The 25,123-nt window shown below is 59.0% G+C and carries 21 protein-coding genes and 3 pseudogenes; 15 read left to right on the plus strand and 9 right to left on the minus strand.

The annotated features are described in order from the left end of the window. Nucleotides 1-104 precede the first annotated feature (104 nt). Nucleotides 105-1,427, minus strand: a complete 1,323-nt coding sequence (locus tag PI93_RS23425) for an MFS transporter (protein WP_039373102.1) — start codon at nt 1,425-1,427, stop codon at nt 105-107. A 314-nt stretch (nt 1,428-1,741) separates the two neighbouring features. After that, entirely contained in the window at nt 1,742-2,515 is a 774-nt protein-coding gene (locus PI93_RS23430) for a putative hydro-lyase (RefSeq protein ID WP_039373100.1), read from the minus strand. Nucleotides 2,516-2,789: 274 nt separating this feature from the next. Here PI93_RS23430 and PI93_RS23435 point away from each other — a divergent pair, with 274 nt between their 5' ends. Next, on the plus strand, nt 2,790-3,722 hold the full coding sequence (locus PI93_RS23435) for a LysR family transcriptional regulator (protein ID WP_039373006.1): 933 nt from the start codon (nt 2,790-2,792) through the stop codon (nt 3,720-3,722). A gap of 24 nt (nt 3,723-3,746) precedes the next feature. Here PI93_RS23435 and PI93_RS23440 read toward each other — a convergent pair whose 3' ends face one another. The 5 genes and pseudogenes from PI93_RS23440 to PI93_RS23460 all read right to left on the minus strand — a co-directional run. Continuing rightward, a complete protein-coding gene (locus PI93_RS23440) occupies nt 3,747-4,112 on the minus strand; it encodes a cytochrome C oxidase subunit IV family protein (RefSeq protein WP_039373004.1) in 366 nt (121 codons plus the stop codon). An 8-nt stretch (nt 4,113-4,120) separates the two neighbouring features. Further along, on the minus strand, nt 4,121-4,813 hold the full coding sequence (locus tag PI93_RS23445) for a heme-copper oxidase subunit III family protein (RefSeq protein WP_039373002.1): 693 nt from the start codon (nt 4,811-4,813) through the stop codon (nt 4,121-4,123). A 35-nt stretch (nt 4,814-4,848) separates the two neighbouring features. After that, a complete protein-coding gene (locus PI93_RS23450) occupies nt 4,849-5,484 on the minus strand; it encodes a cytochrome c oxidase subunit 3 (protein ID WP_080759320.1) in 636 nt (211 codons plus the stop codon). Further along, complete coding sequence (gene ctaD, locus PI93_RS23455; RefSeq protein ID WP_039372998.1) at nt 5,481-7,355, minus strand: cytochrome c oxidase subunit I; 1,875 nt, start codon at nt 7,353-7,355, stop codon at nt 5,481-5,483. Before ctaD ends, PI93_RS23450 begins: the two co-directional genes overlap by 4 nt. Nucleotides 7,356-7,929: 574 nt before the next feature. After that, a pseudogene (locus tag PI93_RS23460) lies at nt 7,930-9,063 on the minus strand (cytochrome c oxidase subunit II); the annotation flags it as partial. Between the two features lie 290 nt (nt 9,064-9,353). Here PI93_RS23460 and PI93_RS23465 point away from each other — a divergent pair. Further along, a pseudogene (locus PI93_RS23465) lies at nt 9,354-10,456 on the plus strand (IS3 family transposase). A 120-nt stretch (nt 10,457-10,576) separates the two neighbouring features. Here the strand turns inward: PI93_RS23465 and PI93_RS23470 are convergent. Together PI93_RS23470 and PI93_RS23475 are read right to left on the minus strand one after the other, a co-directional pair. Further along, a complete protein-coding gene (locus PI93_RS23470) occupies nt 10,577-11,386 on the minus strand; it encodes a 2OG-Fe(II) oxygenase (RefSeq protein WP_039372996.1) in 810 nt (269 codons plus the stop codon). Between the two features lie 263 nt (nt 11,387-11,649). After that, a pseudogene (locus tag PI93_RS23475) lies at nt 11,650-11,891 on the minus strand (transposase domain-containing protein); the annotation flags it as partial. An 88-nt stretch (nt 11,892-11,979) separates the two neighbouring features. On the opposite strand from PI93_RS23475, the gene PI93_RS23480 reads away from it, so the two are divergent. The 13 genes from PI93_RS23480 to PI93_RS23540 all read left to right on the plus strand — a co-directional run bounded on the left by PI93_RS23480 (nt 11,980) and on the right by PI93_RS23540 (nt 25,071). Beyond that, complete coding sequence (locus tag PI93_RS23480) at nt 11,980-12,204, plus strand: hypothetical protein (protein WP_039372994.1); 225 nt, start codon at nt 11,980-11,982, stop codon at nt 12,202-12,204. 133 nt (nt 12,205-12,337) lie between these two features. Further along, complete coding sequence (locus tag PI93_RS23485) at nt 12,338-12,766, plus strand: MarR family EPS-associated transcriptional regulator (RefSeq protein ID WP_236105668.1); 429 nt, start codon at nt 12,338-12,340, stop codon at nt 12,764-12,766. Further along, the gene (locus PI93_RS23490; protein ID WP_039372993.1) at nt 12,763-14,208 is read left to right on the plus strand and encodes a mannose-1-phosphate guanylyltransferase/mannose-6-phosphate isomerase; all 1,446 of its coding nucleotides are present in this window, start codon (nt 12,763-12,765) and stop codon (nt 14,206-14,208) included. Before PI93_RS23485 ends, PI93_RS23490 begins: the two co-directional genes overlap by 4 nt. Further along, complete coding sequence (fcl, locus tag PI93_RS23495; RefSeq protein WP_039372991.1) at nt 14,205-15,188, plus strand: GDP-L-fucose synthase; 984 nt, start codon at nt 14,205-14,207, stop codon at nt 15,186-15,188. The genes PI93_RS23490 and fcl overlap by 4 nt, the downstream gene beginning before the upstream one ends. Nucleotides 15,189-15,193: 5 nt before the next feature. Continuing rightward, nucleotides 15,194-16,327, plus strand: coding sequence for a GDP-mannose 4,6-dehydratase (gene gmd / locus PI93_RS23500; protein WP_201278460.1), 1,134 nt, complete (start codon nt 15,194-15,196; stop codon nt 16,325-16,327). Nucleotides 16,328-16,330: 3 nt separating this feature from the next. Further along, the gene (locus tag PI93_RS23505) at nt 16,331-17,326 is read left to right on the plus strand and encodes a 2Fe-2S iron-sulfur cluster-binding protein (RefSeq protein WP_080759318.1); all 996 of its coding nucleotides are present in this window, start codon (nt 16,331-16,333) and stop codon (nt 17,324-17,326) included. An 18-nt stretch (nt 17,327-17,344) separates the two neighbouring features. After that, nucleotides 17,345-18,118, plus strand: a complete 774-nt coding sequence (rfbF, locus tag PI93_RS23510; protein WP_039372986.1) for a glucose-1-phosphate cytidylyltransferase — start codon at nt 17,345-17,347, stop codon at nt 18,116-18,118. A gap of 7 nt (nt 18,119-18,125) precedes the next feature. Beyond that, complete coding sequence (rfbG, locus tag PI93_RS23515) at nt 18,126-19,190, plus strand: CDP-glucose 4,6-dehydratase (protein ID WP_039372983.1); 1,065 nt, start codon at nt 18,126-18,128, stop codon at nt 19,188-19,190. Continuing rightward, nucleotides 19,187-20,539, plus strand: a complete 1,353-nt coding sequence (rfbH, locus tag PI93_RS23520; protein ID WP_052240849.1) for a lipopolysaccharide biosynthesis protein RfbH — start codon at nt 19,187-19,189, stop codon at nt 20,537-20,539. Before rfbG ends, rfbH begins: the two co-directional genes overlap by 4 nt. After that, nucleotides 20,526-21,461, plus strand: coding sequence for an NAD-dependent epimerase/dehydratase family protein (locus PI93_RS23525; protein WP_144400463.1), 936 nt, complete (start codon nt 20,526-20,528; stop codon nt 21,459-21,461). Before rfbH ends, PI93_RS23525 begins: the two co-directional genes overlap by 14 nt. After that, nucleotides 21,458-22,639 (plus strand): glycosyltransferase family 4 protein, encoded by a 1,182-nt coding sequence (locus tag PI93_RS23530; RefSeq protein WP_039372978.1) that lies wholly within the window; start codon nt 21,458-21,460, stop codon nt 22,637-22,639. The genes PI93_RS23525 and PI93_RS23530 overlap by 4 nt, the downstream gene beginning before the upstream one ends. A 3-nt stretch (nt 22,640-22,642) precedes the next feature. Next, a complete protein-coding gene (locus tag PI93_RS23535; protein ID WP_039372975.1) occupies nt 22,643-24,157 on the plus strand; it encodes a lipopolysaccharide biosynthesis protein in 1,515 nt (504 codons plus the stop codon). Next, nucleotides 24,154-25,071, plus strand: coding sequence for an alpha-1,2-fucosyltransferase (locus tag PI93_RS23540; RefSeq protein ID WP_201278416.1), 918 nt, complete (start codon nt 24,154-24,156; stop codon nt 25,069-25,071). Before PI93_RS23535 ends, PI93_RS23540 begins: the two co-directional genes overlap by 4 nt. The last annotated feature ends 52 nt before the right edge of the window (nt 25,072-25,123 follow it).

The raw sequence follows: 25,123 nt of genomic DNA on the forward strand, positions 1-25,123 counted from the left end.
GACACTTCGATTTCCGGGAGCGATTTGTGGAAGCGTTAAGAGACAGTCATCTGACGCGGCAGCGACGGCTGCCGCGGTAGTTCATCGGCACACGCCGCACGGTGTCACGACGCACTCGTCTCAAGCGACTCGAGTTCGCGGCCGCGTGTCTCGGGCAGGGTAAGCGCCGCGAGGATCAACACGCCGTAGGCCACGGCGGCGAAGATGCCGATGGTCGTGCCCAGGCCGTATTGCTTCGAGAGCATGCCGATCAGGAACGGGAACAGCGCACCCACGGCACGGCCGACGTTGTAGCAGAAGCCTTGACCGGACCCACGCACCCGCGTCGGGAACAGTTCGGTCAGGAAGGCGCCCATGCCGCTGAAGATACCCGACGCGAAGAAGCCGAGCGGGAATCCGAGCCAGAACATCGCGCTGTCGGTCAACGGCAGCGACGTGTACGAGAACGCGATCACCATCGATCCCACGGCGAACAGAATGAAGTTCGGCTTGCGGCCCAGACGGTCGGTCAGATACGAACTGGCGAGATAGCCGACCCACGATCCGAAGATGATCATGGCGAGATAGCCGCCGGTGCCCATCACCGTGAGGTGACGCTCAGTCTTCAGGAACGTGGGCAGCCACGTCGTGATGGCGTAGTAACCGCCTTGCGCGCCGGTGGTCAGCAGTGCGGCGCGAATCGTTGTCGAGAGCAGTGCCGGGCTGAAAATGGCGGCCAGCCCCGGTGCGTCTTCCGCCTTCTGTTTGGCTTTTTCTTTCTGGTACACCTCGGGCTCTTGCACGTAGCGACGAATGAAGAGCACGAGCAACGCGGGCAGCAAACCGATCAGGAACAGCGCGCGCCACGCCATTTCGGCGGGCAACAGCGAGAACAGCGCCGAGTAGAGAATTGCCGTCAGCCCCCAGCCGATGGCCCAGCCCGATTGCACGAGACCCACGGCCTTGCCGCGGTCACGTGCGCGAATGACCTCGCCGATGAGCACGGCGCCCGCTGTCCATTCGCCACCGAAGCCGAAGCCCATGAGCGCACGCGCGGCAAGCAGTTGGTGGTAGTTCTGCGCGAGACCGCACAGCCCGGTGAAGACCGCGAACCACAGCACGGTGAGTTGCAGCGTGCGAACGCGTCCGATGCGGTCCGACAGAATACCGGCGACCCAGCCGCCGAGCGCCGAGGCGAGCAGCGTGAGCGTGCCGATGAAGCCGGCGTCCGCGAGGCTGATGCCCCACGTCGCGACCAGCGTCGGGATGACGAAGCTCAGCATCTGGGTATCCATACCGTCGAGCATGTAGCCGACCTTACAGCTCCAGAAGGCGCGTTTTTCGCGCGGCGTGGCGTCGCCATACCAGCCGAATAGACTGCCACCGGCCTCGGGCGAGGCAGACGGTGCCGACCCGACAGGGGGCGCGAGAGGGGTTTTGCTTTCCATGAGAAAAAGGCTCCGGTGATGTCCTGACTTGCGTGTGATATCGACGATTTCGCGCATTGCCATGTGCGTGTGGGATTCGCGGCGAACTCATCTGCGCCCGCCGCCTCCCGTCTTGGCGCGATAGTTGGGGGTCTGCGACGACCTATCGCGGTGACTGCCTGATGCGCCTGCTTTGCTTCGGTCCTGCTTGCGAGCGCGTGCTCGATTTCTGCTACGTGGCGGCGTGTTGGTGCCGGGAAGGCGCGCGATACGCCTTCCCTTGTCGAGGGGTTTCCGATCCGCCGCCTGGGTGATCGGCCTCGTTGCCTAACTCGTCAGAAAACGGCCAGCGACGCGTTCGGGATATCCGTCATGAGCATGTAGCCGGGACGGTGCGCGATGGCGAGCGGGAGCTTCGCCTCCATGAGCGCCGTTTGCGGTGTCACACCGCAGGCCCAATACACCGGCAACTCGCCGTCCCGAATCGTGACCGCATCGCCGAACTCGGGCTTCGCCAGATCTTCGATACCCAACGCCGACGGATCGCCGATGTGAATCGGCGCGCCATGCACGCCGGGAAAACGGCTCGTGATCTGCACGGCACGAATGGCGTCTGCGCCCTTCATCGGCCGCATCGACACGACCAGTTGACCGGCGAACACCCCGGCGCGTTGATTCGCGATCTTGGTGCGGTACATCGGCACATTGCGCCCCTCTTCGACGTGTCTGAGCGGAATGCCTGCCTTGGCCAACATGTCTTCGAACGAGAACGAACACCCGATGGCGAAGACCACGAAATCGTTCTGCCAGTACGCGGCGAGGTTATCCACTTGTTCGGCGAGCTTGCCGTCGCGGTAGACGTTGTAGCCCGGCACGTCGGAGCGGATATCCACTTCGCGCCCCAGCGCCGGCACATGCCATTGCCCAGGCTCGCCCACCCCCAGCAAGGGGCACGCCTTCGGATTGCTCTGGCAGAAGCGCAGGAAGTCGTGCGCATGGGCCACCGGCAGAATAGCCAGATTGGCCTGCGCGAAGTCGCCGCAATAGCCGGCGGTCGGCCCGCGGAACTGAGCACTGCGAACGGCCTGACGGAATTCGAAGGGCGTGATCGTGTCGCGTTGCGAGAAGACGTCGTGCGGCAAAGTTCGGTGGTTCATGACAGTTCCGGCGTGGGGAGGAAATACCGTTGCGGCATCGGATGGGTGAAGCATAGGAAGAAAAAAATATTGTCGCTAACGAGTTTTTTTACGTTCAGCCGTATAGAATTTCTTAACAACCTCACGGGTTTTCCCGAAGTTCGTTGCATTTCTTTTCATCGCACCGTTGTGCGTTTTGGGCACGCTCCCGGCGTGCTGTCGTCTTGCTCTGGTCAAGCCGAGTCTCATGAACACGCGATTTCTCGAAACCTTCGTCACGCTGGCCAAACTGCGCAACTTTCGTGCGACGGCGGCAGCACTGCACGCCACGCCCGCCGCGATCTCGCAACGGCTCAAAGTGCTGGAAGAGGAGTTGAAAACCGAGCTCGTCGATCGCGACAGCCGCGAGTTTCGTCTCACGCCGAATGGCGAATACCTGCTGGGATATGCGAAGGCCGTCGTGGAAGCCGCACGGCGTCTGCAAACCGCGGCGGCGGGGGAAAGCACCCTACGGGGGCGGCTGCGTCTTGGCGTGATCGAGACCGTCGTGCATAGCTGGTTGCCGCACTACCTGCGACGGCTCGCCGCCGACTACCCCACACTGGAAGTCGAGTTGACGGTGGACGTCTCGGTGCAGTTGCAGCGACGTCTGATCGCCGACGAACTCGACCTCATCATCCGAGTGGAAGGCAGCGACGACAGCAGCGTGGTGTGCGACGCGCTCGCCAATTACCCGGTGCACTGGATCGCGCGCACAGGCATGTTTCCAAACACGCGCAGCGGTCTGGCAAAGCAGGTGCTGCAACATCCGATCCTCACCTACGGACGTGGCACGGCGCCGCATCGCGCGCTCGAGGACATTGTGGCGAAGCTGGCCGGTGTGCATGGCGTACCGCTCTCGGAGACACGCATCACGGGCTCACCGTCGATTGCCGTGATCGTGCAGTTGGTAAGAGACGGCTTCGGGGTCGCGGCGATTCCGCGTCTGTTCGTGGACGACCTGATAGCGAGCGGCGAAGTGGCCGAGTTGCCGTTACAGCCCGCGCCGCCGTCCATCGTCGTGTCGATGTCGCGACGCGCCGACGCACCGCTCTTCGTACACGGCGCCGCGACCGCAGCGCGTGCCGCGTGCACCGAGTACTGCCGCAAGAGCGACCGGCGACTGGTGGAATTGCTGTAGCGCGAGACTCGGCAGCCCGGTGACTCAGTGGAAATGCGCGAGCCGTGTGAGGAACGTGTAGTCCGCCTCGGTGGCCATCAACGCCATCAACGCCATCAACACCAGCAACGCCAGCGGCGGAATCAGAATTGCGTAGACGAGCGCGAGACGCTCCCAGCGCATATGCATGAACACCGCCACGATGAGTCCCGCCTTGGCCACCATCAGCGCAAGAATCAACCCCCATCGCAAATAGCCGTGCAGGTTCGCATAATCGACCAGATACGACAGCGTCGAGAGCACGAACAGCAGCCCCCACACCTTGAGGTAGATGCCGACCGAATGCTGTTGGCCGTGAGCCTCACCACCGGTAACGGCGGTGTGGGCAACAGGTGTCGCAGAGGATTCCATCGCGCCTCCTACCAGAGATAAAACAGCGCAAAGATGAACACCCAGACGAGATCGACGAAGTGCCAATAAAGGCCCGCGATCTCGACGAGTTGATAGTTGTTGCGTCGCTCGAGCGTACCGTTGAGTACCTTGCGCATCACTGTCAGCAGATAGATGACCCCGGCGCTCACGTGCAGCCCGTGGAAGCCGGTAATCATGAAAAAGCATGCGCCGAACTGCGCCGCGCCCATCGAGTTGCCCCACGGGCGAATGCCTTCGTGCACGATCAGGTTCGTCCACTCGAATGCCTGCATGCCGACGAACGCAATGCCGAGATACGCCGTGGCGAGAATGCATGCCGCCGTCTTGTCACGGCCGCGCCGGTACGCGAAGTTCACCGCCATCGCCATGCTCCCGCTGCTGCTGATGAGCACGAACGTCATGATCGCGATGAGAAGCAGCGGCACCGGATGGCCGTTCACGTTGAGCGCGAAAATTTCTGCCGGATTCGGCCACGCGGCGGTCGTCGAAATACGCACCGTCATGTAGCCGATGAGGAAGCTGCTGAACACGAACGTATCCGAGAGCAGGAAGATCCACATCATCGCCTTGCCCCACGGCACATGGAACGCGGCGCGGTCTCCCGACCAGTCGGTAACGACGCCGCGCCAACCCTCAGGCGGCTGCGCTGCGGGGGGAACGGCAGAAGATGACGTATTCACGATGCAACTCCTCGTGCCAGAGCCAACACCTCACATCACGGACTCAACCCGCCGGTGCCGCACAACCGCTGAGCGATCTCCGGCGTGAGATTGACGATCGCCGCGAACAACACGACCCACAGCACGAACAGGAAGTGCCAGTACTGTGCGGTCAACGACAGACGGCGGGCACGCGTGGCGTGGGTCAGACGGGTCGGTAGCAGACATGCCCATGCCACCCATCCGCCGATCAGATGCAGCGCGTGCAGCCCCGTCAACAGAAAGAAGAAGCTGTTCGCCGGATTGCCGGACACTCCGTAGCGACGCGCGACCAGATCGCGCCAGACCCACAGTTGACCGACGACGAACACCAGTGCCAGGGCACCCGCGAGTCCCCAGTCGCGTCGCGAGCGTCGTAGCTCGCCGCGTCTGGCCTGCGAGGCCGACGATTGCATCACGATGCAGGCGGCGGCCAGCACGCCCGTGTTGACCCACAACGCGTTGATGGGGGGCAACGGGCGCCAGTCGCCCTGGCTCATGCGCATCACATAAGCGACGAGCATCAGCGCGAACAACACGCCCATCACGCCCATCAACCACCAGAGCGCGACTTGCGACGCCGCACGACGATGCGGCAGCGCAATCGGTGCGCCTCCCGGTGGCATCGGCGGCCAGGACGGAACAGGTCTCATGGTGTGGCTCCCTTGGGGGCATCGGGCGTACCCGGTGGGCGCGGTGTGCCCGTGGAATCGGGTGGCGTCGGTGGCAAGGCGTCGCGGCGATGCAGCGCCGCCGAATCGCCATGCACGAGCGTGGCCGGTCGGCGAGGATCGGGGGCGAGATTCTGCGGCACGAAGTCGTCGATATCGCCCGGCACGCTGTACTCGTATGGCCAGCGATAGGCCACCGGTAGCAACGGCCCCCAGTTGCCATGAACGGGCGGCACATCCGGTGTCTGCCATTCGAGCGAGGCCGCACGCCACGGATTCGCGCCTGCCGGTTTGCCGTGCCGCAGACTCCACCCCAGATTGAACAGGAACATCAACTGACCGGCCGCGACAATAAACGCCGCCACCGAAATGTAGGCGTTCATCGTGTGCGCCGATTCGGGAATGAAGCTGTAGTTCTGGAACTCGTAGTAGCGGCGCGGCATGCCGAGCACGCCGAGGTAATGCATCGGAAAGAAGATCGCGTAGGTGCCGAGAAACGTGATCCAGAAATGCCACTGTCCGAGGCGGTCGTTCAGACGCCTGCCGGTCACGAGCGGATACCAGTGATAGATGCCACCGAAGATCACCAGCAAGGGGGCGACGCCCATCACCATATGAAAGTGCGCGACCACGAAATAGGTGTTGGACAGCGGCATGTCCACGCTCACGTTGCCGAGGAACAGTCCGGTCAGTCCACCGATGACAAACGTGCTGATGAAGCCGATGGCGAACAGCATCGGCACCGTCAGATGAATGTCGCCACGCCAGAGCGTGAGCACCCAGTTGTAGACCTTGATGGCTGTCGGGATGGCGATGATGAGTGTTGTCGTCGCGAAAAGAAAGCCGAAGTACGGATTCATGCCGCTGATGAACATGTGGTGCGCCCACACGACGAACGACAACACGCCGATGGCCAGAATCGCCCAGACCATCATGCGGTAGCCGAAGATGTTCTTGCGGGCGTGCACGCTGATGAGATCCGACACGATGCCGAATGCGGGTAGCGCGACGATGTACACCTCCGGGTGACCGAAGAACCAGAACAGGTGCTGGAACAGCAGCGGACTACCGCCGCGATAGTCGAGCGGTTGCCCCATCGACACGAGCGCGGGCATGAAGAAGCTCGTGTGCAATGTCTTGTCGAGCAACATCATCACGGCGGAGACGAACAACGCGGGGAACGCCAGCAGCGCGAGCACCGTCGCCATCACGATGCCCCAGACGGTGAGCGGCATGCGCAGCAACGTCATGCCCTCGGTGCGTGCCTGCAGTACCGTCGTTACGTAATTCAGACCGCCCATCGTGGCCGCGACGATGAAGATAGCCAGCGAGATGAGCATCAACACGATGCCCCACTCGGTGCCCGGTGTGCCCGGCAGAATCGCTTGTGGGGGATAGAGCGTCCAGCCCGCGCCTGTCGGGCCGCCCGGCACGAAGAAGCTCGCCAGCAGCACGATGACCGCGAGCAGGTAGACCCAGTAGCTGAGCATGTTCAGGAACGGGAACACCATGTCGCGCGCACCGACCATCAACGGAATGAGGTAGTTGCCGAAGCCGCCGAGGAAGAGCGCGGTGAGCAGGTAGATCACCATGATCATGCCGTGCATGGTGACGTACTGGTAGTAGTGATTCGCGTCGATGAAGGAGAACTTGCCGGGGAAACCCAGTTGCATACGCATGAGATTCGAGAGCACGAGGCCCACAAGCCCGACCGCGATGGCCGTGCATGTGTATTGCACGGCGATCACCTTGTGGTCCTGGCTCCAGACGTACTTCGTCCAGAAGCTATAGGAACCGCCGGCGTGTGCGCCGGCATGGGCAGTGCTGTCGGAACTGTCGGGATCTCCGGTCATGAGATGTCTCCCTGTGTTGTTGTCGGTGCGGCGTCTTCTCTTTCTCTCTGTTTCGTTGTTCGGCGTTGCTTGCTGATGCTGTCTTTCGGTGTCGCGACAATCACCGTCTTGCCGGCTACGGGGCCGGCCGGATCATCGGCACACTCGGTTGCGCAGGGCCCGACGACGGGTTACCAGACTGCCGTGGCGGAATCGCCAGCGGCGGCGCGTTCGTGTTCGGGTCGTTCTGCAACGGCAGGCCGGCCGTGCCACCCGACCGGCGAGCCGGTTGCGACGGCCGCTGCGTACCGGCATTCGGCGAGGCAGAGGGTGTCAGCGGGGCGAACTGGACCGGTGGGCGTGGCGTTACGGCGTCCTGCGCCAATTGAATGGTCGGCGCTGGCGCCTGAGGGGCGGCCTGCACCGACGTCGACATGAGGACGGTGGCAGCAGCGGAAATAGCGACGGTATGAAGCATATGTGTGAGCGTATTGGCTGTAGAAACGGACTTAGGGGGCGTAATGGATCCCGCGGGCACCACGGTGGTACCGGACTGCCCGGCAACGGGCGCAGCAGGCGTAGACCGCGGGGGTGTTGGCTGACCGGGTGCCGGCCCGGGTGAAGTCGCGGTACCTAATGTCTTAATGTAGGCGATGAGCGCCTTTAGCTCGTCGTCGGTCAGATCGAGCTTGGGCATGATCGGCGCGAAGCCTTTGGGTACGCGCGCGGTCGGATTGCGAATGAAGCTGGCGAGATAAGCGTCGTCGACGTGCGCCGAAGTGCCGTCCTGAAACGTTTCGGTCTTGCCGAACAGGCCGTGCCATGTGGGTCCGACGCCGGGCGAGCCGTCAACGGTGTGGCAACTGGCGCATCCCTTGGCCTGTGCGAGCAACTTCCCTTTGGCGGCGAGCGGGTCTAGCGTCTCTGCCCCCGCATGTTGTGCTTGCAGTGCAGCAAAGGTGGGAAGCTTGGCGACCCAGGCGTCGTAGGCAGGCTTGTCGTCGACGACGACCACGCCGCGCATGTTCGCGTGGCCGACGCCACAGAGTTGGGCGCAAAGGATGTCGAAGCGTCCGGTGCGCGTGGGAGTGAGCCACATCTGCGTGACCATGCCCGGCACCATGTTCATCCGCGTGCGGAACGGCGGGACGTAAAAATCGTGCAGGACGTCTTTTGCGCGCAGCAGCAATTTCACCGGCTCGCCGACGAGTAGATGTAGCTCGGGGGCGTCGACGATACGGTTGTCCTGATTCGCGGGGTCTTTGGGATTCAGGCCGAGCGGGTTATCGGCGGTGACGTAGCTGGGGTCGGAAGTGCCCAGACGACCGTCCGGACCGGGTAGGCGGAAGCGCCACTGCCACTGCTGGCCGACGACCTCGACGACACGGGCGCTGGCGGGGGGATCGATGAGCTTGGCGTAGACAAACAGGCCGGGCGCGAGCATGGCGGCAATGCCAATGGTGGTGATGCCGATCAGCCAGCCCTCTAGACGCCTGTTGTGAGGCTCATAGACCGCCCGATGGCCGTCGCGGTGACGATAGCGGAAGATCGCCCAGGCAACGAACAAATTGATGACGACAAACGCTACGCCGGTGATCACCAGCGTAATGGTGAGGGTGTCGTCCATCTGACGCCAGTTCGACGCCAGCGGGGTCAGCCACCACGGGCTCCAGAAGTGAAACGCGAGCGCGGCGGCTACGATGACGATCAGGAAGATTGGGAGGGCCATTGGTAGAAATAAATCCTGTAGCTGCAGCCCGTCATCACTTGCTTGATAAACATCACGCGGCCTTCCATTTGCGCTGTTGGGCGGCGCACTGGGCGACTATCGCGCATCTTCCGCCGAAAAATATGCCAACCTCAGTACGAGGCTAGGATAGTAAGCACGATTGTCAAGAAGCAGTGTCTAGCGAAAGGCGAGGTACTTCATGCGCGACCTGATCTGCATTGAGAAATCTAGACCACCTGGGATGTTAGTTTTTCGGCAAACTTATCCCTTGGAAAAAGGAGGAGTTTGCTATGAAACGCAAGCGCTTTTCAGTAGAGCAGATTGTGGCGGTACTGAAGCAGGCCGAGTTGGGCATGCCGGTGGCCGATCTCATCCGTCACGTCGGTATTTCGGAGCAGACGTTTTATCGCTGGAAAAAGCAATACGCGGGTATATAGTCAGATCAGGTACGTGAGCTCAAACCGTTGCAAGATGAGAACGCACGACTTAAGAAGCTGGTGGCCGAGCTAAGCCTGGACGAGGCCATTTTGCAGGACGTTGCCTCAAAAAAGTAGCCCGGCCCGCGCTGAGAAAAGACGTGGTGGATTACGTGATAAGCCACGACGGATTGGCGATGAGGCGGGCCTGTCGTTTGGTGAAGCAACCTCGCAGTACGCAGTACTACCAAAGCGTGAAAGATCCTCGGCCCGAGCTTCGTGCCCGCATGCGCGAAATTGCCTATACGCGGGTGCGCTATGGTTATCGGCGCGTGCATGTGCTGCTACGACGTGAAGGCTGGCAGTTGGGCCGGGACCAAGCATACCGGCTGTATTGCGAAGAACAATTGCAACTACGATCGAAACTGCTCAAGCGCCGCAAGATGGTCGTCACGCGCGTGCAGAAAATCGTGCCGAGCAAACCAAATGATGCCTGGAGTATGGATTTCGTCGCCGATCAACTCGCAGATGGCTCAAAGTTTCGCACGTTGACAGTTGTCGATGTATTCACGAAAGAAGCCCTGGCCATCGAAGTTGGTCAACGGTTGAGGGGAGAGCACGTGGTGTCGGCACTCAATCGTATCGCGGCCAGACGCGGTGCACCTCGGCATATTTTCGTAGACAACAGCAGTGAGTTTTCCGGGCGATTGCTCGACATGTGGGCATATCACCATAAGTCGAAAATCGATTTCAGTCGCCCAGGAAACCCCACGGACAATTGCCACATTGAAACGTTTAACGGATCATTCCGTGATGAATGCTTGAACTTGCATTGGTTCGAGACGCTGGACGAAGCGAAAGCGATTATCGAGGTATGGCGCGGGGACTACAACGAGAGTCGGCCTCACTCAGCTCTTAAAGAGCTGGTGCCGGCCGAATTCGCCCGACAATTGGTGTTTTTACCCAGGTCGACTTGACCCGATACGCCGAAAAACTCGCTCTGGATTTTGTATAGAAAACCCCAGCGGATCAGAGGAGCCGTTATCTCTAGATTCCGTTGGTACGAAATTTCCCGGACAGGGCGCGCTAAGTTAGAGTTACTTCTTATAAAAGTGATCTGTCTTCACTACGCCCTTGGGAAAAATCTTGCGCAGTCCCATGCGTAGCGCAGAGTCAGCGCGCAGCGCTATGTCGCGCAGCACCTGTTCAGGACGGCCGCGGAAGGTCGTAACGTGAAAGTATTCTGCACTCTCGGCTGGAAACTTCGAGAAGTAGTAATTCGACACGCAGCAACGCGGACGATCTACATTGACCGGTGACACCGAGTGCCAGGATTGCGAGTTAGTGATCATTACTACCAGACGATTGAATCTGCTCTCAACAGTTACTTGACGGGCCTTCGGACCATCAGGCCAAAGCTCCAAGTTCCCTCCGTCTCTTAGACCCCAATCTTCAGATACATAGTACAAAAGGTTTAGAACTCGATAACGCTCACGTTCCTTGTCGTGAGAGTTATCTAGGTGCGGATTTAGGAAATGGTCCTTAGCCATCATAGAGATGCCCCCCGCGTACAGCAACTCGTCGGGCTCGAGTGCCTGCAGGTTGGTGATCTCACCGACCAACTCCACGATGCGCGGATCCTGGAAAGCGAACAGCGTCTCCTCCAGAATCGGGTCGAACTGATCCATCTGTGCGGCGATGTATTTCAGTTCTCGTAGACTCCTGCGCACGCGCATCGAATTGCCAGCTGGGTAAGCGTTTCGTATGCGACGTGCAGTCTCTGGGGGCAGCACATCGTCGAGCACGAAATAATGGATGGGCCCGGACGATTGCCATTGCGCCAGGATTTCGCTGCGGCTCGCCATCATGCGCGCCAAAATTTGATCCGCCAGTACTTTGCGATTCATTGTTGAGTCTCCAGATATGAAGGGAGCGTCAGGCCATTAGGAGATAGCGACTGCCGCAAGATTGCTAAAACCAACATGCCACCGGGGGCCAGTGACGTAGATTTTGGGATATTGGGTCATGAGTACGTCCGTGCATCGGTGATGTAGCCACCGTCAACGGACTTGATATTACCTAACCTTTCGAATTTGATGCCTCTTCCGTACTTTTGTAAGCACTCGATGAGTACCGTAGATCCGGTTGTTGACGCGCCGGTGATTGGCGGTTATCGAATGGGCTCGATCTTAGCGGTGTCGGGCTGATGCTGTGCCACGTTCCATGGCAGCAACTCGTCGATACGATCGGCCGGGTGATCGGCAATCCGTTCAAGCACATAGGCGAGATACGCTTCGGGAGTAAGGCCGTTCAGGCATGCCGTGCCGTGCCGATCAGGCTATACATGGCGGCGGCCCGCTCGCCGCCCGAGTCGGCGCCGGCAAACAGATAGTTCCGGCGGCCGATAGCCACGCCGCCGGAGCAACGCACCGACGCGAAGCCGGCCGAGCGAGAGAAGAAGACTGCGCCCATCGAACAGATCGAAAAGCTGGAAAAGGAGATGAGCCAGGTACAGGAGAAGTACCAGGGGGCCGAGTCCAACTATGGATCCGACCTGCTCAACCTGGTGGTGGCCAAGGGCTACCTCAGCAAGCTGCTGGCCAACGAGGCCGTCAAGAGCCGCATCGGCCGCCACGAGCCCGAGATCCTGACCCACCTGGAGCTGGTGGTGAACACCGTCAGCATGGAAGAGGCGGTGCAGCAGCAACAGGAGGCCGATGCCTGAACCCTTCTACTCCCGAGAAATATTTTTTATGACGGAGTGGACCGCACGGCAAAGCACCGGATACAATGTTCAAGTTCTTACAGAACTTTACTTCGCCACTCCCCACGACTGCGCTTGCTGAACGTGATACAGCATGGCAGTAGCGTACCTAAAGCACATTCAAACCCACACCGCACAGATAAAACTCGTCAATCTTATGACCAGTCGCCAAGCCAAACTGCAAGAAGACACCTATTTCAGGGTGATGCGCATCCTGCAAGAAAACCCGGACCTTACCCAGCGCGAACTGGCCGAGAAACTGGGTATCAGCGTCGGTGGGCTGAATTACTGCCTGAAAGCGCTCATGGAGAAGGGCTTGGTGAAGATGAAAAACTTCGCCAATTCCAAGAATAAGTTTGGCTATGTGTATGTGCTCACGCCAACAGGAATCTCAGAGAAAGCGGCCATCACGCACCGCTTCTTGCAGCGGAAGATGGATGAATATGAAGCCCTGAAGGCGGAAATCGAGGCGCTGAGGTCTGAGGTTGAAAAGTCTGGTGAGGAAGGGACTCAGCAAACATGATCAAAGTCACCCCCGTCATCCTCTGTGGTGGCTCCGGAACCCGTCTCTGGCCCCTCTCCCGCGCTGGATTTCCTAAACAGTTCCTGTCGCTGACTGGCAACGAAAGCCTGTTCCAGCAGGCTGCACAGCGCTTAGTGGCACTCGGTTCAGGTGACATACAGGTTGCTAGGCCTCTGATCGTTGCTGGCGAAGAGCACCGCTTTCTAGCATCTGAGCAACTGCGCGAGGCAGGTATTGAAATGGGCGCTGCCCTGCTGGAGCCGATAGGCCGCAACACGGCTCCTGCACTTACTTTGGCTGCGCTGGCTGCCCAGGAGGGTGGAGAAGACCCCGTGTTGGTTGTCACCCCCGCAGACCAAACTGTAGCCAACACAGCTGCCTTCACCCGGGCCATGCAGCAAGCCATTCGAGAGGCTGACAGCGGCAGCGTCGTCATTCTGGGCATTACCCCTGACCGCCCCGAAACCGGCTACGGCTATATCCAGACCCGAAGTGAAAGCAGTGCGGGAGTCGAGACAGTTCAGCGCTTTGTTGAGAAACCCAACGCCGACACCGCCCAGCAGTACATCAATGAAGGCGGATACTACTGGAACGCCGGAATATTCGTGCTCAAAGCATCGTCCTGGCTACAGGCGCTGAGTGCGTTCCGCCCTGACATCGCCAATGCCACTGCAGCCGCGTGGAACGGCAAGTCGCAGGACAAAGCCTTCGTCCGACCCGGTAACGCCGAATTCACCGCCATCCCAAGCGAATCCATTGACTACGCCGTCATCGAGCGATGCCCTGGCAGCGACTTCCCCATCAAGATGGTGCCTATGGACGCAGGGTGGAGCGACCTAGGTGCTTGGGATGCAGTCTGGAACGTGCTGGCCAAAGACGACCAAGGCAACGCCCATCTGGGCGACGTGCTCACCACCGACAGCCGTAATACCCTCGTGCATGCCTCCAGCCGGCTGGTCAGCTTGGTGGGGGTGAGCAACCTGATCGTCGTTGAAACACCCGACGCCGTGCTCGTGGCCGACAAAACCCGCAGCCAAGAGGTGAAGCACATCGTCACCCAACTGCAAGCTACAAAGCGCGAAGAACACACTCTTCACCGCAAGGTGCACCGTCCTTGGGGCTGGTACGACAGCATCGACGCAGGCGGTCGCTTCAAGGTGAAGCGTATTCAGGTCAAACCCGGCGCCAGCCTCAGCCTGCAAAAGCACCACCACCGCGCCGAGCACTGGATAGTGGTCAAGGGCACCGCTGAGATCACCAATGGCGACAAGGTGTTGCTGCTGACTGAAAACCAGTCCACTTACATCCCGGTGGGCGAAGTCCACCGCCTTGCCAACCCAGGCACCATCCCACTGGAAATCATCGAAGTGCAGTCGGGTAGCTACTTGGGCGAAGACGACATCGTCCGTTTTGAGGACAACTACGGGCGAACAAAACCATGAGTCACACCCCCAAGATCTACGTCGCAGGCCACCGGGGCATGGTGGGATCAGCCATCGTGCGGCAGTTGCTAGCCCAGGGCCAACCGGCCAGCCGCATCCTTACTCGCACCCATGCAGAGCTGGATCTCACCGACCAAACGGCCGTCCGCGCCTTTTTCGCTACCGAAAAACCGGATCAGGTCTACCTCGCTGCCGCGAAGGTCGGCGGTATTCATGCCAACAACACTTACCCGGCCGAATTCATCTATCAAAACCTGATGATGCAGGCCAACATCATCGACGCCGCCTTCCGCAATGGCGTACAGAAGCTACTGTTCCTCGGCTCCAGCTGCATTTACCCCAAGCTTGCTCCACAGCCTATGCGGGAAGACGCGCTGCTGACCGGTACGCTGGAACCGACCAACGAGCCCTACGCCATCGCCAAAATAGCCGGCATAAAGCTGTGTGAAAGTTACAACCGGCAGTACGGCGATAGCCATGGTGTGGACTACCGCAGTGTCATGCCCACCAACCTCTACGGACCTGGCGACAACTACCACCCGGAAAACTCTCACGTTATCCCCGCACTGATCCGCCGCTTCCACCAAGCCAAGATCAACAGCGCCCCCAGCGTAGCAATCTGGGGCACCGGCTCCCCGAAGCGTGAATTCTTGTATGTCGATGACATGGCGGCTGCCTGCGCTCACGTCATGAACTTGGACAAGTCCATTTACGACCAGCATACCCAGCCCATGCTCAGCCACATCAATGTGGGTTGCGGGGATGACATCACCATCCGCGATGTTGCTGAAGCGATTAGCAAGACGGTAGGTTACGAAGGCGAAATCACTTTCGACACTACCAAACCCGATGGCACTCCACGCAAGCTCATGGACAGCTCACGCATGAATGCTTTGGGCTGGCACGCCCGGGTGGGACTGGAGGCCGGCCTAGATGCTGCCTACAAAGATTTCCTGATCAATAACCTTTCCGAGCATTAAAGGCCATTACTGTGACTACTCAACCCAAAGTTGCTCTTATCACCGGCATCACTGGTCAAGATGGCTCCTATCTCGCCGAGTTTTTGCTTGAAAAGGGTTACATCGTTCACGGCATCAAGCGCCGGGGCAGCTTGTTTAACACCCAGCGCATCGACCACATTTACCAAGATCCGCACATCGACAATGCGCGCTTCAAGCTGCACTATGGTGACCTATCCGACACAAGCAACCTGGTGCGCATCATTCAGGAAACACAGCCAGACGAGATTTACAACCTCGGTGCCATGAGCCATGTTGCAGTGTCTTTCGAAAGCCCTGAATACACGGCTGACATTGACGGGATTGGCACGCTGCGTATTCTTGAGGCCATTCGCATCCTGGGCCTTGAGAAGAAGACTCGTTTCTATCAAGCTTCTACATCTGAGTTGTACGGCTTGGTGCAAGAAACTCCACAAAGGGAAACCACGCCGTTCTACCCACGCAGCCCCTACGCTGTGGCCAAGCTGTACGCCTACTGGATAGTGGTGAATTACCGCGAGGCTTACGGTATGTACGCCTGTAACGGCATTCTGTTCAACCACGAGAGCCCGCGCCGTGGTGAGACTTTTGTGACTCGAAAAATCACCCGTGGTTTGGCAAACATTGCCCAAGGCTTGGAGCCGTGCCTGTACATGGGAAATATGGATGCGCTGCGCGACTGGGGGCATGCCAAAGACTATGTGCGCATGCAGTGGATGATGCTGCAGCAACAGCAGCCTGAAGACTTCGTCATCGCCACTGGTGTGCAATACAGCGTACGCCAGTTTATTAAATGGTCTGCTGCCGAATTGGGCATCAAGTTGCGTTTCGAAGGCCAGGGCGTGGACGAAGTCGCCATCATCGATAGCATCACGGGTGACAAGGCTCCGGCGCTTAAAACCGGGCAGATCATCGTACGGGTCGACCCTCGTTACTTCCGACCCACCGAGGTGGAAACCCTGCTAGGTGATCCGTCTAAAGCCAAGGCCAAGCTGGGCTGGACTCCTGAAATCACCGTGCAACAAATGTGCGCCGAAATGGTGGCAGCTGACCTGCAAGCTTCTAAACAGCACGCTCTGCTTAAGGCAAATGGTTTCGCCGTGAACGTCAGCGTCGAATAGTCTATGTCGATCGTTCATTTAACTAGCGGGCGGGAATTTGCCATCGAATCCGGCAGTTCCATACTTGACGCAGCCTCATCTGCAGGTATCGCGTTGCCCTACAGTTGTCGTACTGGTCGCTGCAGCGCATGCAAAGCACTCGTTCGACGCGGTCAAACTCGTTCGCTCACTGACGAAACGGGTCTTAGCCCCGAGGAGATCGAGAGGGGATGGATCCTCACTTGTGTGCGCACAGCGGAAACAGATGTCGAGCTGGACACAGAGGACCTGGGGGGTATTACCCTGCCTCAACCTAAAACGCTACCCTGCCGGATTGCCGAACTAGAGAAACTTGCGCCAGATGTTGTGAGAGTGAAACTCAGGCTCCCTCCCACTTCTGCCTTCTCTTTCATACCTGGCCAATACATAAATGTTATAGGTGCCAATGGCCTACGCCGTAGTTACTCACTGGCAAATGCAAGTCATGTAGAAAAATTACTTGAATTGCATATCAGAGCCGTCAACGGCGGGGCGATGAGTGATTATTGGTTTAACCACGCCAGAACAAATGATCTATTGCGTCTGAACGGGCCGCTGGGTACTTTCTTTCTGCGCGGATGTGCAAACACCGACATCTTCTTTTTGGCAACAGGTACTGGCATAGCGCCAGTGAAAGCCATACTTGAATCGTTGACACAAATGCACGAAGAGCAGCTGCCTAGGTCCGTGACCGTGCTATGGGGTGGGCGGAAACCCGAGGATTTCTATATGGACATTGCAGCCATCCCTGGAAAGCACCGTTATATCCCTGCGATTTCTCGCCATAACGAGGGTTGGACTGGTGCTAAAGGGTACGTTCAGGATATTTTGTTATCTACAGCGCCGGATCTAAGTAATTCGGCCGTCTACGCTTGCGGCTCTGACAACATGATCCACGATGCAAAAAAATTACTGTCCGATGCTGGTTTGCCCTTGGAGCGTTTTTACTCAGATGCATTTGTCAGTTCAGGCAACATTTAACCAATCTGAAGACGAAATATGAAAGCAGTCATTCTTGCAGGAGGGCTGGGCACAAGACTCAGCGAGGAGACATCAACCCGACCAAAGCCTATGGTGGAAATTGGTGGCAAGCCAATGCTTTGGCACATTATGAAAATGTATTCCCACCATGGCATCAATGATTTCGTGGTGTGTTGCGGATACAAGGGTTACGTCATCAAAGAGTATTTCGCAAACTACTTCCTACACATGTCAGACGTTACCTTTGACATGCAAGCCAACACCATGCACGTGCATGAGAAACGTGCTGAGCCATGGAAAGTCACCCTTGTAGATACTGGGGATGACTCAATGACTGGCGGACGTCTTGGCCGAGTTGCCAATTACGTGAAAGATGAGAAGGATTTTTGTTTTACGTATGGCGACGGCGTGGGCGATATAGATATCTCTGCAACCATTTCTTTTCATCGCCAACATGGCAAATCCGCTACCCTCACAGCGACTTTCCCGCCTGGGCGTTTTGGTGCGTTGGATATTCAAAGCCGTCAGGTCATGAGCTTCAAAGAAAAGCCGAAAGGTGATGGCGCGATGATCAATGGTGGTTTCTTCGTGCTCAGCCCCAAAGTGTTGGGTTACTTGAACGGCGACAGCACCATCTGGGAGCAAGAACCGCTGATGAAGCTTGCCGAGGATGGCCAACTGATGGCCTTTGAACATCACGGCTTCTGGCAGCCGATGGACACACTGCGAGACAAGCTCCTCTTAGAGGAGCTTTGGGCTTCAGGCAAAGCTCCTTGGAAGAAGTGGGACTGACCTGAACATGGAGCAGACCAATACTGAATTCTGGCTTGCCAAGCGCGTCCTACTCACGGGCCACACCGGCTTCAAAGGTAGCTGGCTAAGTCTTTGGTTGCAGTCAATGGGTGCAAACTTGCGCGGTTTATCCTTGGTGCCGCCGACAGAACCAGCGCTGTTCAATGTAGCCCGAGTCGCCGAAGGCATGGAGCACCGCATCGCGGACATCCGCGACTTCGCTGCGGTGAAGGCCGAGATGGACAACTTCAAGCCGGAGATCGTCATCCACATGGCGGCTCAGCCGCTGGTGCGCCTGTCCTACAACCAGCCGATCGAGACCTACGCGACCAACGTGATGGGCACAGTGCACGTGCTCGAAGCCGCACGTCATGCGGGCTCGGTCAAGGCCATCGTGAACATCACGACGGACAAGTGCTACGAGAACCGCGAATGGGTCTGGGGCTATCGCGAAGACGAGCCCATGGGCGGCTACGACCCCTACTCCAACAGCAAGGGCTGTGCGGAGCTGGTGAGTTCGGCCTACCGCAAATCTTTCCTGAAGGACGCTGGCATAGCGATGGCGACAGCCCGCGCGGGCAACGTCATCGGTGGTGGTGACTGGGCACTGGACCGCCTGATCCCGGACATACTTCGGGCGCTTCAAGATATGCAGCCAGTGCTGATCCGCAACCCGCATGCAATCCGTCCGTGGCAGCACGTGCTGGAGCCGCTGTCGGGCTACCTGCTGCTGGCCGAGCGCCTCTATACGCACGGCCAGGCCGACGCCGAAGGCTGGAACTTCGGTCCGCGCGACGAGGACGCCCGTCCCGTGCAATGGATTGTCGAGCACCTGTGCGAGTCCTGGGGCAACGGCGCCTCCTGGACGCTGCAGCCGGGCAATCACCCGCATGAAGCCAGCTTCCTGAAGCTGGACATCTCCAAGGCGCGTCAGCGCCTGCAATGGGCGCCGCGCTGGTCTCTCGAGACCACGCTGAGCCGTATCACTGACTGGCATAAGGCCTGGCTCTCGGGCCAGGACATGCGCGCCATCTGCCTGGATCAAATTTCTCAATACCGATCAGACTTATGACTACCTCCACCATCAACTTCCAACCGCAGCTGGACATGCTGCGCAGTCAGATCAGCGAGCTGGTCCAGCAGTACGCCGACATCGCGTACGCCCCCAAGGCCTTCGTGCCCGGCCAGACGCCAGTGCCCGTCTCGGGCAAGGTCATTGGCGCCAGCGAACTGAAGATGATGGTCGACGCCTCGCTCGACGGCTGGCTGACCACAGGCCGCTTCAACGCCATGTTCGAGCAGCGCCTGGCGCAGTTCCTCGGCGTGAAGTACCTGATCACGGTGAACTCCGGCTCGTCGGCCAACCTGGTGGCGTTCTCGGCGCTGACCAGCCCCAAGCTGGGCGAACGCGCGATCAAGCAGGGCGACGAGGTCATCGGCGTCGCCGCCGGCTTCCCGACCACGGTCAACCCGATCGTGCAGTTCGGCGCCGTGCCGGTGTTCGTCGACGTCGACCTGGCCACGCACAACATCGACGCCAGCAAGATCGAGGCAGCCATCACGCCCAAGACCAAGGCCATCATGCTGGCCCACAGCCTGGGCAACCCGTTCAACTTGGACGTGGTCATGGCGCTGTGCAAGAAGTACAAGCTGTGGCTGGTCGAGGACTGCTGCGACGCGCTCGGCGCGACCTACAATGGCCAGTTGGTCGGCACCTTCGGCGACATCGCCACGCTGAGCTTCTACCCTGCCCATCACATCACTATGGGCGAAGGTGGTGCGGTGTTCACCAATAACGCCGAGCTCAAGCTGATCGCCGAGTCCTTCCGCGACTGGGGGCGCGACTGCTACTGCCCGCCCGGCAAGGACAACACCTGCGACAAACGCTTCTGCTGGACGAAGAAGGAACTCGGCGGCGAGCTTCCCGACGGCTACGACCACAAGTACACCTACAGCCACCTTGGCTACAACCTGAAGATCTCCGACATGCAGGCCGCCTGTGCGCTGGCCCAGATGGACCGCCTCGAGGAGTTCATCACCAAGCGCCGTGCCAACTTCACCTACCTGAAGGCGAAGCTGGCCAGCGTCGCCGACTTCCTGCACCTGCCCGAGGCGACGCCCAACAGCGAGCCGTCGTGGTTCGGTTTCCCGCTGATCGTGAAGGACAGTGCCGGCGTCAAGCGTGCCGACCTGATCAACTTCCTCGAAGAGAACAAGATCGGCACGCGCCTGTTGTTCGCCGGCAACCTGACCAAGCAGCCCTACATGGCCGGTCGCAACTTCCGCGTCAGCGGCGAGCTGACCAACACCGACGTCGTGATGAACCAAACCTTCTGGCTGGGCACCTTCCCGGCGCTGGGCCAGGAGCAGCTCGACTACATAGCCGGCAAGCTGGAAGAGTTTTTCGGTGTCAACTTCTGACATGACGGCGAGTGGACTCGTGATTGGACGGACGATTGTGCTGACAGGCGCAACGGGCTTCGTTGGCAGTCATCTGCTGACTGGCTTACTCGCCGCCGGATATTCTGTGGTCGCCCTGCATCGACGCCCCACCGTCCATGGTCTTCGTTGCGAAGCCGGTCTGACTTGGGTGCCTTTGGCCGAGGCGGCAACGGTCTTCAAGCGCCAGCCGATCGACGCGGTCTGCCACCTTGCGACTGCCTACGGCAATGGCATGGCGCTCACCGAGGTGGTCGAGTCGAATGTCGTGATGCCGCTGCGTCTGCTGGAATTGGCCATCGAACAGGGTTGCGCCCTCTTCGTCAGCACCGACACCTTCTTTGCCAAGCCGGAGTTCAACTATCCCCACATGCGGTCCTATACCGAATCGAAAGGACAGTTCCTTCGCTGGGCAGGACTGGCCGCCGCGTCTGCACCGGCCACGAAGTTCGTCAATGCGCGGTTAGAGCATGTCTACGGCACCGGCGATGGGCCTCAAAAATTCGTCCCTTGGGTGCTCAATAAGCTGATGACGAATGCCCCGCTGGCACTCACCCCCGGCGACCAGCGACGCGACTTCGTACATGTAGACGACGTCGTCAGCGCGTACCTGACGATCCTGGCGTCCGCCGAGGCCCTGCACATGATCCCGAGCGAGATCCAAGTCGGCACTGGAGAATCACACACGGTCCGGTCCTTTGTCGAAACCGCCCGGACCTTATGTGGTTCCACTTCGACGCTCGACTTCGGCGCATATCCGCATCGCCCCCAAGAAATCATGCATTCACAAGCCGACAATGCCGTCTTGAGAACGCTCGGCTGGAATCCTGTTCACTCTCTGAGCTCGGGGATTCGTGCTGTGCTGGAGGAAACTCGCGGCCAGTCGCCGGGAACCGCACTATGAAGATCCTGTTTGTCTGTGAGTCGTTCAGTTCAAAACTGTCTGGCGGCAAGGTTGTGCGCTATCTCCGTCAGATCCTGGCAGATCAAGGCCATGATGTCCGTGTTGCCATCACCAGCCCCTTCGACAAGGCGGACACCTGGATGACGGGCGCTGACGAATTCATCACCAGCATCCCTAGCCGACCGCGCTTTTACTGGCGGCTGTACAACCTAGCCAACAAGCATTGCGTTCCCGTCGAGTTCTCCCGCCTAGTCGACGACTTCGCGCCGGATGTAGTTCATTTCGCCTCCTTCGACCACACCAAATCCGCCAATCTCTACCAGTACTGTGTGGACCGGAAGTTGCGTATCGTTCTGCAGCCTTGGACCATGCACTTCTACTGCGCCCAGGGCTTTGGCTTCCGCGAGGGTAACCAATGCACGCGTTGCATCGATGATGGATTCACCACCGCGATCTCGACAGGCTGCACCAGCCTTCGCGGCGCGGTGAGCCAGTTCGAGCGGCTATCGCTGCGCCGCATGGCCACCCGGTCCGCCGACGTGGTCCTGTCCAGCAACAGTGACCTGGACAACATCCTGCTTGCATACGGCATCGGGAAGGAGAAAATCCACCGTTTCCCGATCGCCTTCGATCCGACCAAGACCGAAGCGGTGGAGCAGACGACCTGCGGCAACTACTTTATCTACTACGGCCAGGCCAACAGCCACAAGGGCACGGATTTCATCATCGATCTGTTCAGGCAATTGCCGGACAAGAAATTGAAGCTCTACCCCATGGCACATTACGCGACCGCCGAACCGCTGCCGCCCAATATCGAGGTAGTGCCTGGCGTGGGTTGGGGCAGCGGATTGCGGGAGGCCATCGAACGGGCCAAGGCCGTCGTCGTACCTAGCCTGTGGGCCACGTCGACGGAGTACGCGCTGTGCGAGGCCATGATGATGCGCAAGCCGCTCATTGTCTTCGGCGTGGGCGTGCACAAGGACATCCTGACCGACAGAAAGGATGCGATGGTGATCCAAGTCGGCAACAGGGAACAGTTCAAGGCTGCGCTGGACGCCCTGGACGACGATCCGTCACTCTGTGAACGCATCGCTGCGGAAGGCGCCGCGCGGATTCAAGAGATCAACAGCCCCGACCGTCTGCACACGCTATTAATGTCGGCTTACACCCCTGAATGACTAATGAGCAAGTACCGTCGCAACTCCATCCTGAATCTGATATTTAACTACTCGAATATCGTTTTCAATCTGATCACAGGAATCTTCCTAGTTCCCTTCTATCTTCGGAAGATCCCGCTTGACGCTTACGGCTCCTTCTTGGCCGCGGTAGCCTTAGCCGCACTGATTGGATTGCTGGAGTTCGGCCTCAGTATGGTGCTGACACAGCAACTGGCGCGCAGCTATGCACGCTCTGAATGGAGCGACTTCCGCCAACTCACTTACAGCGGACTTGTCGCGGCGACACTCCTCGCCGCAGTCACCTGCCTGATCACGTTGTCCCTAGCTCCCTGGGTGCCAGCGTTGACCAATACCGTCGCGCCCCATACCAGCGACCTCAGAGCAGCATTCCTCCTGCTGGGAATTGCCGCCGCCGGCAACATCTACCTGAACCTGTTCGGTTCAGTTTTTCAGGCGCTACTCAAGGCTGGGACCCTTGGCGCGATCAATTTGCTGGCCGCCTTCTTCGGGATTCTTACGGTCATTGTTGGATTCAGCTGGTATGGCACGATCACAGCCATCGCCGCCGGCACCATAGTGCGGGTGTGTTCCGCCACCCTATTGTTGATGGGGGCCTCGCTACTCACCTTGCGGAAGCTCGCGCTGTTGCCTCAGCGAGCGACGATCAGCGAAACCGTGCGACTGCTTCGCGCCTGCGTACCGATCTTCATCGGCGGGGTCGCCAAGTCAGTCGCTGAGAATACGCAGAACCTGCTACTGGCCAATGTGGTCTCGCCATCGGCCATCGCCGTGCTGGCCCTGACCCAGAAGGCTTTCCAGGTCTGCAACATGGTGCTGGCGCCGATTGGCTCCTCAATCTACTCGAACCTCACCCAGATCAAGGAGAAAACGAATACCCTCTATTTCTCGGCCCTCCTGGGCATCAGCATCCGCAGCCACTTCCTGGTGTCCGTGCTGCTGGTGGCGACGGCACTCACGTTCAACAAATCGTTCGTCGCCCTGTGGGTAGGGGCTGAGAAGTTCGGCGGCCTCGGCCTGTCCATCCTGCTGGCTGTGGCGATGCTCCTCGTCACCCGCTTCTCCTTCTTCAGCTTCCTTATTTACTCTACCGGGGAGTTCAAGAAGCCGCTTATCTTGGAGACGAGTTACTCTGTCACAAAGATCGCGCTGCTGCTGGCCCTGATCCATCCTCTCGGCCTGTTCGCTGTCCCGCTGGCGGACGTTGTTGCGGGAACTGTCTTCCTGTACAGCTTGAGCACTCGGCTCATGGCCCCTCATGTTCGGAGTTCCACGTTCGGTGCGGGCCTCTACACTAACGGTTGGATCGAGCTCGGCGTTCTGACGGTGATTGGCTACGCTGCAATGGCCTGGCTCCCTCCGATCCAGGGGTGGCCAACATTGGCCATGAGCATCTCGGCCTATCTTGTGTTGGCTGCCGCCGTCGCGCTGGCGATCAATTTCCGCTTCCTCAATGCCTGTTCATACTTTCTCCGCCGCAGATCTGCGACAACCCAATGACGGAACGCTCACGCGTTGCCAACGACACCATGGACATTCATATCCTCTGCCACGGACTCGGAAATCAGCTTTCCCAATACGCCTTTACTCTTGCTCGGCGCAGTCTGAATCAGCGCGCCCACGCCTATTATGCGTTCAAGGAGCACAACGGCTATGAGCTGGATCGCCTTTTCGGCCTCAAGGAAGGGCTGCCGTGGTACCTGAGATTCGTCCCGCTCGTCTGCCGTCTTGGCACTTCACGCCGCTTCTATTCGGAGCGCACCGCCAATTTCATCCTGTCTCTGTTCCGCATCAAGGTCGTGGTGGAACCGAACAACTATCGATTCGACCCTGAGCTCACGAAACCGTGGTTCGGGCTCCGAATCTTGTACGGTGGCTGGCACGACTGGCGCTATTTCCAGGCCGCCGAGCCCTTCGTTCGAGAGGCGTTCCGCTTCCCTGAGCTGGGCCCGGTTAATCAAAAGATCCTCGACGACATCGACAACTCGCACAGCGTCTCGATCCATGTTCGTCGCGGCGACTATCTGAAAGTCCAGAATCGCGCACTATTCGGAGACATTGCAACTGCCGGCTACTACAGGAACGCCATTAAGACGGTCGGCGAACATGCCGCACGCGCAGGCAAGACTCCAAAGTTCTTCATCTTTTCTGACGACATCGCTTGGTGTCAGGAAAATCTGGGCCTTCCAGATGCCTACTTCGTGAACGCCAATCGCGGCAGCGATTCGTGGAAGGACATGGCGCTGATGGCCCGATGTAAGGTCAACATCATCGCGAACAGTACGTTCAGTTGGTGGGCAGCTTGGCTCAATGGTCACCCGGACAAATTGGTGCTGTGTCCCACGAAATTCTCGAATCCGGACATCGCGCGCCAAACGATCTACCCGGCTACATGGCTACACATCGAAAGTTGATGCGAACACCATGCGCGAGAACGAATCATCATTTACTATCGCGCCCGTTCTG

It is taken from the genome of Pandoraea fibrosis, from assembly GCF_000807775.2.
Classification (GTDB): Bacteria; Pseudomonadota; Gammaproteobacteria; order Burkholderiales; family Burkholderiaceae; genus Pandoraea; species Pandoraea fibrosis.

Excerpts from the sequence above, each read along its gene's own strand:
- ctaD (WP_039372998.1), bottom strand. The coding sequence starts at position 7,355 with ATGACCGGAGATCCCGACAGTTCCGACAGCACTGCCCATGCCGGCGCA.
- PI93_RS23450 (WP_080759320.1), bottom strand. The coding sequence starts at position 5,484 with ATGAGACCTGTTCCGTCCTGGCCGCCGATGCCACCGGGAGGCGCACCG.
- PI93_RS23505 (WP_080759318.1), top strand. The coding sequence starts at position 16,331 with ATGTCGATCGTTCATTTAACTAGCGGGCGGGAATTTGCCATCGAATCC.
- PI93_RS23540 (WP_201278416.1), top strand. The coding sequence starts at position 24,154 with ATGACGGAACGCTCACGCGTTGCCAACGACACCATGGACATTCATATC.
- PI93_RS23435 (WP_039373006.1), top strand. The coding sequence starts at position 2,790 with ATGAACACGCGATTTCTCGAAACCTTCGTCACGCTGGCCAAACTGCGC.
- fcl (WP_039372991.1), top strand. The coding sequence starts at position 14,205 with ATGAGTCACACCCCCAAGATCTACGTCGCAGGCCACCGGGGCATGGTG.
- rfbH (WP_052240849.1), top strand. The coding sequence starts at position 19,187 with ATGACTACCTCCACCATCAACTTCCAACCGCAGCTGGACATGCTGCGC.
- PI93_RS23485 (WP_236105668.1), top strand. The coding sequence starts at position 12,338 with ATGGCAGTAGCGTACCTAAAGCACATTCAAACCCACACCGCACAGATA.
- PI93_RS23535 (WP_039372975.1), top strand. The coding sequence starts at position 22,643 with ATGAGCAAGTACCGTCGCAACTCCATCCTGAATCTGATATTTAACTAC.
- PI93_RS23425 (WP_039373102.1), bottom strand. The coding sequence starts at position 1,427 with ATGGAAAGCAAAACCCCTCTCGCGCCCCCTGTCGGGTCGGCACCGTCT.
- PI93_RS23530 (WP_039372978.1), top strand. The coding sequence starts at position 21,458 with ATGAAGATCCTGTTTGTCTGTGAGTCGTTCAGTTCAAAACTGTCTGGC.
- rfbG (WP_039372983.1), top strand. The coding sequence starts at position 18,126 with ATGGAGCAGACCAATACTGAATTCTGGCTTGCCAAGCGCGTCCTACTC.
- PI93_RS23440 (WP_039373004.1), bottom strand. The coding sequence starts at position 4,112 with ATGGAATCCTCTGCGACACCTGTTGCCCACACCGCCGTTACCGGTGGT.
- PI93_RS23490 (WP_039372993.1), top strand. The coding sequence starts at position 12,763 with ATGATCAAAGTCACCCCCGTCATCCTCTGTGGTGGCTCCGGAACCCGT.
- rfbF (WP_039372986.1), top strand. The coding sequence starts at position 17,345 with ATGAAAGCAGTCATTCTTGCAGGAGGGCTGGGCACAAGACTCAGCGAG.
- PI93_RS23470 (WP_039372996.1), bottom strand. The coding sequence starts at position 11,386 with ATGAATCGCAAAGTACTGGCGGATCAAATTTTGGCGCGCATGATGGCG.
- PI93_RS23480 (WP_039372994.1), top strand. The coding sequence starts at position 11,980 with ATGAGCCAGGTACAGGAGAAGTACCAGGGGGCCGAGTCCAACTATGGA.